This window comes from Aeromonas sobria (assembly GCF_006243315.1).
Lineage (GTDB): Bacteria > Pseudomonadota > Gammaproteobacteria > Enterobacterales > Aeromonadaceae > Aeromonas > Aeromonas sobria_A.
In genome coordinates this window covers 84,870-91,368 of sequence record NZ_NKWE01000042.1, presented here as the reverse complement: position 1 = coordinate 91,368, position 6,499 = coordinate 84,870, and the positions used below count along the sequence as shown (strand labels likewise).

Here is a 6,499-nt window from a genome sequence, read left to right as displayed (position 1 = left end):
CGGCCTGACAATGTGGGCAGCCACAGCATGCCGGTAACTGGGTATTGAGTGAGGTAATGGCGTGGGGCGCAGTGAGCTCCTGCCGGGCAACACGGCGTTGGCGCAGGGTAAGCTGTGGAAAGAGAGACAACAGGTGTTGAAAGGCTGGGGTATCCATGATGGTAGACCTCAAGGTGATGGCCTACTTCAAGCTTAGCCTTTCAACACATAATTGGGACAGAGCCATAAAAAACGGGGAGCAAAGGCTCCCCGTTTCAACTCAAATCGACCATATCGGCGGTATCAGTGCAGACCCGCCACATATTTAGACAGGACTTCGATATCCTGATCAGTCAGCTTCTTGGCAACGTCCCGCATCATACCATTGGGGTCGTTATCCCGCGCAGCTGCACGAAATGCGGTGAGCTGAGCTTTGATATAAGCAGGATGCTGGCCGGACAGGCTTGGATACTTGGCCTGTTCGACACCCGAGCCTCGGGGGCCATGGCAAGCCGTACAGGCCGCCAAACCACGGCTCATATCACCACCCATATAGAGCGCCTTGCCAGCTTCGACCACGTCGTCAGGCACGGCTATCGGGGTGACTTTCAAGCTGGAGAAGTAAGCCGCCAGGTCGTCCATGTCCTGTTCCGACAAGGGCAATGCCATGGGCCCCATCACAGGTGCAACCCGGCCAATTTGACCAGAAGCGGCAGCCTTCAGTTCAACTAACTGCTTTTTGATATATGATGCATGCTGACCAGCAATTTTGGGGTACATATCAATCAGGCTGTTTCCGTCCGGTCCATGACACGCCGCACAAACGGCAGCCTTGGTTTGTCCCGCAGCGGCATCGCCCTTGGCTTGTGCCATCCCCGTTACGCCAACCATCAGAGCAAGAGTAATGACTAGGTTCTTCATGGCGTTCCAACTTTTCGTTATTAGGCTTCCAGATCCCATGCCGCTGAAGGCATGTTAAAATAAACGCGTTTAAGCGACGCTATTTTACACCATTTTACAAAAAAGTAACTCTATAACCCTCTATCTCCATGGGGAATTTACGTTGGATACACAAACTCTGAATTTCAATAAGGTGCATTTTGTGACCAGCGCACCCGACATCCGCCACCTGCCAAATGATGGGGGTGTCGAGATCGCGTTTGCCGGCCGTTCCAACGCCGGTAAGTCATCTGCATTGAACACCTTAACTAAACACAAGAACCTGGCTCGTACCAGTAAAACACCCGGTCGAACCCAGCTAATCAACCTGTTTGAACTGGAGCCGGGCAAGCGCCTGGTCGACCTGCCGGGTTACGGTTATGCGCAAGTTCCGCTAGAAATGAAGCTCAAGTGGCAAAAGTCACTGGCAGAGTATCTGCAGTGTCGTGAATCATTGAAAGGTCTGGTGATCCTGATGGATATTCGCCACCCGCTCAAAGATACCGACATGAACATGCTGGAGTGGAGCTCCCACCGTGATCTACCTGTGATGCTGCTGCTGACCAAGGCCGACAAACTGAGTCCGGGTCCGCGCAATAATCAGGTGATCAAGGTGCGCCAAGCCGTTGCCAATCTGGGCTCACAGATCCAGGTGGCCGCCTTCTCGTCTACTACCAACATTGGTTTGGACAAGTTGGAACAAACTCTCACCGAATGGTATCTCAGCGGTGATGATCAACAACTCGCAGACGCCGATCAACACGAACCCGCCGGGGAATAATCTACTCCTCGCCGTCCTTGCAATTAGCGGAGTACTCCTCCGCTGATTGAAAGGGTTTCAGATTGCCGCTTTCATTGTTATTGCGGCATCATCTCAATTCCAAAATCCAATAAAAACAAATTAATTCATATTTTTCATATGGTTAGATTAAAATTTCGCATCGAGAATTAACATGATTTTATGCTGATAGCGTTTTCAACTTTGTTCTTTTAACACCAAGCCAAATAACAAAAAATCTCAAAATATGAAATTAAATTACACAACTTAAAGCGACGGATAAAAATGAGGCCGGACGACAGTGATGCCATCCAGCCTGAAACAATAAGTTCAAAAATTGAGAAGAAGCTGAATTTAGAGTACCAGACGACAGGTATCCCTCAAGCAGCAGCCTTATTCTATCAAACGCACCAGTATTTTAAAGCATTTACTCTAAACGCCACCCATAAAAAAATACCCCGACGAGAACCTCACCGGGGCAGCTATTCAGCTACATTCAATTACGTGAAATAAAAGGTCTGAAAGATAGAACATCTTACCTCTGTACCCTACGCAGATAACTGTACGACAAAGCAGCAGAAAGTGAAAGTAATTTCTGTAATTTAGTTTCACAATTCACAGGTTAAGAAAAAATCTTTTATTTTCATGCAGATAAAAAAATCCCCAGTACGAATACCGGGGAGTTATAAAGGTGACTAGCTAGCACTACCTCAACTATCTAGTTAGTCAGCACCATTTCAAAGTAGTTCCGCTACAAAACAAAAAAACTTTAAAAGATCAGAGGTAGATGGCGCCATCCTCAGCAAACTCTTGTTCTTCAATGAGTTTTTCTGCAACATCCTCGATGTCAAAGCGCACACTTTCGAAGGCTCTGACGATGTCATCTTCCTTGGTCAACACCAGACCCGTCATTTTCTCCAGTCGCCGCTGGCTGATGTAACAATCTATCAGCGCCCCCATTTGCTGGGCGGGAAAACGCACCCGCTGTTCGCTAGCCTGCCACTCCATCAGGTCGGGAAACAAAATGCTTTGGTTCATAGGATCCCCAGATTACGTTTCAACTCTCTCAATACCTGTTTAGTCCCTGGACGGATTCCACGCCACACGGTAAAGGCTTCCGCTGCCTGCTCCACCAGCATGCCGAGTCCATCCATTGCCAGCCGTGCACCATGCTGTTTGGCCCAGCGAATAAAAAGAGTCTGCGTTGCACCGTACATCATGTCGTAGATGGCAATATCCGCATGGATAATGGCGGGAGCCAGCGGCGGCAGCTCACCCTGCAAACTGGCCGAAGTGGAGTTGATGATGAGATCGAATCGCCCAGTCAATAACTCATAGGTCTCGGCAGTGACCGTACCCAGATCGTGAAATTCGGCAGCCAGTTGTTGCGCTTTCCCGTGCGTACGGTTGGCAATCACCAGCTCACTCGGCTTCTCGGCCAGCAGCGGCGCCAATGCACCGCGGGCCGCCCCACCAGCCCCCAGCAGCAAGATCCGGCTGCCCGCCAACGTCACACCATGAGCTTTAAGATCGGCAACCAGTCCTGCGCCATCAGTATTGTCGCCCAGCAGTACGCCATCATCGGTCAGCTTGATGGTATTGACTGCGCCCGCCCGCTTGGCTCTCGGGCTCAACTGATCGACCAGCGCGAATGCCTGCTCCTTGAAGGGCACGGTGACATTGCACCCCTTCCCTCCCTCGGCAAAGAAGCTGTGCAGGGTGTCAGCAAACTCGTCGACGGCAGGCTCGGCCAGCCCATACTCCAGCTCTTGCTGGGTTTGTCTGGCAAACAGGGTATGAATGAAGGGGGACTTGCTGTGGCGCACCGGGTGGCCAAAAACCAGATAACGATCCATCAAAGAGTTCCATCAGAGGGCAATATTCCGATTTAACGGGTTTTCGCACTCAGGAACAAGCCGAATATCGGCCAGCAAAAAGGGGCCATCATGGCCCCTCGGGTCACAACCACTCTCGTGGCGTGAGGTAGTCACTGTAGAGCAAGGCTTCCGGGCTGCCCACTTCCGGCTGCCAGTCATACTCCCAACGTGCCAGTGGCGGCATCGACATCAGGATCGACTCGGTACGTCCGCCGGTCTGCAAGCCGAACAGGGTGCCCCGGTCATACACCAGATTGAACTCCACATAACGACCGCGGCGATAGAGCTGGAACTCCCGCTCCCGCTCGCCAAAGGGCTGCGCCTTGCGTCGCTCAATGATCGGCTGGTAGGCATCGAGATAACCCCGACCTACCGCCTGCATAAAGGCGAAGCAGTCGGCAAAGGGCCAGCGATTCAGATCGTCGAAGAAAAGGCCACCGACCCCTCGAGTCTCGTTGCGATGCTTGAGGAAGAAGTAACGATCACACCAGGATTTAAACTCGGGATAGATCTCATCACCAAAAGGCTGGCAAAGATCACGGGAGACCTGATGCCAGTGCTGCACATCTTCGGCAAACGGGTAGAAGGGCGTCAAATCGAAACCACCGCCAAACCACCAGATCGGCTCTTCGCCTTCCTTCTCGGCAATGAAGAAACGGACGTTGGCATGGCTGGTCGGCACATAGGGGCTGTGCGGATGAATCACCAGCGACACACCCATCGCCTCGAACTTGCGACCGGCCAACTCGGGGCGATGGGCCGTAGCAGAGGCAGGCATAGCATCGCCATAGACATGGGAGAAATTGACGCCCCCCTGTTCGATCGCAGCACCGTGACGCAGCACCCGGGTGCGGCCGCCGCCACCGCCTTCACGGCTCCAGCTATCTTCCACAAAGTGTCCGCCGCCGTCAGCCAGCTCCAGACCACGGCAGATCTCATCCTGCAACTGCAACAGGAAGGCCTTGACCTGGGCCACATCCGGTTTGCTCATCTTGTCTCCAGTCAGGCAGGATCTTGAACGTCCTGTCCATTTTTGTTGTGGTATCACGTCATGATCTCATCACCATGACGGTAAATCAGCATGCCCCGCCCGCTCAGGAGGGGCGAATAATGGAACCAGTGCGCGCATCCTTGATTTCGGACGGATTGGCATTCCCTCCGACTTCGCCGGGCAGGATGTAGGCCAGTTTGCTTGCCAGCAGCTCACCGATATCGGCCACCCGGCGGGCCGGCTCCTCACCGGTCAGGTTGGCACTGGTGGAGACCAGCGGCTTGCCAAAGGCGCGGCACAACCCCTGTACCTGAGGATGGGCAGTGACGCGCACCGCCAGGGTGTCGAACTGTCCGGTCAGCCAGGCCGGTGTCGTCGCACGGGCCGGCATGATCCAGGTGAAAGGGCCGGGCCAGCTAGCCTCAACCCGTGCCAGCTGTTCGCAGGTGAGCAGGCTCAAATCGATATAATCCTGCAATTGTTCCAGATCTGCCGCGATCAGGATCAGTCCCTTCTCCACCGGGCGTTGCTTGATGGCCAGCAGCCGCTGCACCGCAACCTCGGAGTCAGGATCACAACCCAAGCCAAACACGGCTTCGGTTGCGTAGGCAATCACCCCATCCTGCTGGAGAGCGGTAACTGCGAGTTCAAATTTGTTTGGCATATAAAAATGCGGCAGTCTGGCTGCCGCCTCATCACTTGGTTGCAAATTGAATCAAGGTGGCAGCGATCATGGCGGATAGACGTGCTGGCTGAAGCACAGAAAAATACGTCATCTTCAGATCGCGACCAACCGACTTATTTGAGTAGAGCCTGCAGAGCGGCATCCTTGGCCATTACCTCTTCGGCATTCTTCTGCCGTTCAGCACGAACCTTGACCGCCAGTTCATCATCAGCCACCGCCAGCATCTGCGCGGCCAGGTAACCTGCGTTCTTGGCGCCGGCCTTGCCGATTGCCACCGTCGCCACCGGTACACCGCCCGGCATCTGCACGGTAGAGAGCAACGCATCCAGCCCCTTGAGCGGGCCGCCATCGATAGGCACGCCGATCACCGGGCGAGTGGTGATGCCAGCAACGGCACCAGCCAGATGAGCAGCCAGACCGGCCGCACAGATAAAGACCTTGCAGCCACGGGCCTCGGCATCAGTCACATACTGATGGGTCGCTGCCGGAGTGCGGTGCGCGGAGGTCACTTTAACTTCCACAGTGATATCAAACGACTTGAGCACCTCAAGGGTGGTTTGCATCACCGGAAAATCAGAATCAGAGCCCATCAAGACGGCAACAAAGGGTTTACTCATGGTGAAGATGTCCTTACTCCAAGTGGGGGATGATGTTCACCGAAAACGTTTTTATCTGCTTGCGGCGGCGCGATTATACCCGCTCACTTTGGTGGCCGCATTTCTTTTGCGGACAGACCCAGCGCAGATTTCCCCGCACTTTTTTCTCGACCATGATGCCCCAACCACACGCAGGGCACGGCATGGGGATCGGCTTGTCGTTCACCACATATTTGCAATGGGGATACCCATCACAGGAGTAAAATTGCTTGCCATAGCGGGAGGTTCGGCTCACCAGATGATCCTTGCCGCACGCGGGGCAGAGGATCTGGGTATCGTCACTCTCCTGCAAGGATGCGATGTGCTGACAGGCCGGATAGTGGGTGCAGCCGACAAACAGACCGTAACGCCCCTTCTTGATCGCCAACGGCTGTCCGCAATCGGGACAGGCAGAGCCTTCAAGCACCTTTTCGATGTCGCGGCCGGATGGTGTCAGGGAGCGGATATAGTCACAGGAAGGGTACGTGGAGCAGCCAAGAAACAGGCCATGCTTGCCCTGGCGCATCACCAGTTCGGCTCCACACTGCGGGCACGGCTCGCGCTCGAAGGCATGTTCGTGGGCTGAAAAGAGGTGATGATCGATTTTTGACATGG

Annotated in this window: 8 protein-coding genes and 1 pseudogene; 1 reads left to right on the top strand and 8 read right to left on the bottom strand. The window is 54.1% G+C overall.

Annotation, left to right across the window (positions count from 1 at the left end; genetic code table 11):
* Both CF137_RS14040 and CF137_RS14035 read right to left on the bottom strand, forming a co-directional pair.
* A pseudogene (locus CF137_RS14040) lies at positions 1 to 157 on the bottom strand (IS1595 family transposase); the annotation flags it as partial.
* A 125-nt stretch (positions 158 to 282) separates the two neighbouring features.
* Positions 283 to 900: a c-type cytochrome gene (locus CF137_RS14035; RefSeq protein WP_162511937.1), complete on the bottom strand. Its 618-nt coding sequence runs from the start codon at positions 898 to 900 to the stop codon at positions 283 to 285.
* A gap of 142 nt (positions 901 to 1,042) precedes the next feature.
* Here CF137_RS14035 and yihA point away from each other — a divergent pair, with 142 nt between their 5' ends.
* Complete coding sequence (gene yihA / locus CF137_RS14030) at positions 1,043 to 1,699, top strand: ribosome biogenesis GTP-binding protein YihA/YsxC (protein WP_042017989.1); 657 nt, start codon at positions 1,043 to 1,045, stop codon at positions 1,697 to 1,699.
* Positions 1,700 to 2,473: 774 nt separating this feature from the next.
* Here yihA and CF137_RS14025 read toward each other — a convergent pair.
* The 6 genes from CF137_RS14025 to CF137_RS14000 all read right to left on the bottom strand — a co-directional run bounded on the left by CF137_RS14025 (position 2,474) and on the right by CF137_RS14000 (position 6,497).
* Positions 2,474 to 2,734: a DUF1488 family protein gene (locus tag CF137_RS14025; protein WP_139693134.1), complete on the bottom strand. Its 261-nt coding sequence runs from the start codon at positions 2,732 to 2,734 to the stop codon at positions 2,474 to 2,476.
* Positions 2,731 to 3,552, bottom strand: coding sequence for a shikimate dehydrogenase (gene aroE, locus CF137_RS14020; protein WP_139719747.1), 822 nt, complete (start codon positions 3,550 to 3,552; stop codon positions 2,731 to 2,733). The genes CF137_RS14025 and aroE overlap by 4 nt, the downstream gene beginning before the upstream one ends.
* 103 nt (positions 3,553 to 3,655) lie before the next feature.
* Positions 3,656 to 4,564, bottom strand: a complete 909-nt coding sequence (hemF, locus tag CF137_RS14015) for an oxygen-dependent coproporphyrinogen oxidase (RefSeq protein WP_139719745.1) — start codon at positions 4,562 to 4,564, stop codon at positions 3,656 to 3,658.
* Between the two features lie 103 nt (positions 4,565 to 4,667).
* Entirely contained in the window at positions 4,668 to 5,228 is a 561-nt protein-coding gene (gene tsaC, locus CF137_RS14010) for an L-threonylcarbamoyladenylate synthase type 1 TsaC (protein WP_139719743.1), read from the bottom strand.
* 134 nt (positions 5,229 to 5,362) lie between these two features.
* Positions 5,363 to 5,866: a 5-(carboxyamino)imidazole ribonucleotide mutase gene (purE, locus tag CF137_RS14005; protein ID WP_068978272.1), complete on the bottom strand. Its 504-nt coding sequence runs from the start codon at positions 5,864 to 5,866 to the stop codon at positions 5,363 to 5,365.
* 73 nt (positions 5,867 to 5,939) lie between these two features.
* Positions 5,940 to 6,497: a DNA topoisomerase family protein gene (locus CF137_RS14000; protein WP_101323351.1), complete on the bottom strand. Its 558-nt coding sequence runs from the start codon at positions 6,495 to 6,497 to the stop codon at positions 5,940 to 5,942.
* Positions 6,498 to 6,499 lie beyond the last annotated feature (2 nt).

Bases quoted from the DNA above. Each gene is read 5' to 3' on its own strand.
- CF137_RS14035 (WP_162511937.1), bottom strand. From the start codon at position 900: ATGAAGAACCTAGTCATTACTCTTGCTCTGATGGTTGGCGTAACGGGG.
- CF137_RS14025 (WP_139693134.1), bottom strand. From the start codon at position 2,734: ATGAACCAAAGCATTTTGTTTCCCGACCTGATGGAGTGGCAGGCTAGC.
- aroE (WP_139719747.1), bottom strand. From the start codon at position 3,552: ATGGATCGTTATCTGGTTTTTGGCCACCCGGTGCGCCACAGCAAGTCC.
- hemF (WP_139719745.1), bottom strand. From the start codon at position 4,564: ATGAGCAAACCGGATGTGGCCCAGGTCAAGGCCTTCCTGTTGCAGTTG.
- tsaC (WP_139719743.1), bottom strand. From the start codon at position 5,228: ATGCCAAACAAATTTGAACTCGCAGTTACCGCTCTCCAGCAGGATGGG.
- purE (WP_068978272.1), bottom strand. From the start codon at position 5,866: ATGAGTAAACCCTTTGTTGCCGTCTTGATGGGCTCTGATTCTGATTTT.
- CF137_RS14000 (WP_101323351.1), bottom strand. From the start codon at position 6,497: ATGTCAAAAATCGATCATCACCTCTTTTCAGCCCACGAACATGCCTTC.